Raw genomic sequence first — 501 nt, 5'->3', positions numbered from 1 at the left:
GCATCATTTAAGATGTCTATCAGATCAACTAAGATCTGTTTGTGTTTGTTTCACCGGCAAAACCGGCTTCTCAAACGATAATTCGTTGACATTTTGCTGTTCAGTTTTCAAGGTTCATAGTGTTTCTGTTGTTTTCAGCAACTCTTACAGTATAACATTCTGTAATCGTCTTGTCAACAACTTTATTTAAGTTTTTAATTATCATAAACGCTCTACAAAAGCTTTTTGCAAGAGCAGCATTGATAATAATACCACATAATCACTCGTCTGGCAAGTATTATATTCTTCATGTTTCCAATAGAAATACTATTGCTCACAAGTAATTATGATCCTTTAGAAAAGAAAAAGTCATTCTACAACAGAATGACTTCATCTGCCCGGCAACGTCCTACTCTCACAGGGGGAAGCCCCCTACTACCATCGGCGCTGAAGAACTTAACTTCCGTGTTCGGTATGGGAACGGGTGTGACCTCTTCGCCATCATTACCAGACAAATTGAGC

1 rRNA gene is annotated in these 501 nt (G+C 38.3%); it reads right to left on the bottom strand.

The features are described from left to right. Positions 1-375 precede the first annotated feature (375 nt). Positions 376-491, bottom strand: a 5S ribosomal RNA gene (gene rrf / locus M3197_RS17205). Positions 492-501: the final 10 nt, after the last annotated feature.

Source organism: Sporosarcina aquimarina (assembly GCF_023715615.1).
GTDB classification, from domain to species: domain Bacteria; phylum Bacillota; class Bacilli; order Bacillales_A; family Planococcaceae; genus Sporosarcina; species Sporosarcina aquimarina_A.
The sequence above is the reverse complement of the archived record's forward strand: the minus strand, read 5'-3'. Positions and strand labels throughout refer to the sequence as shown.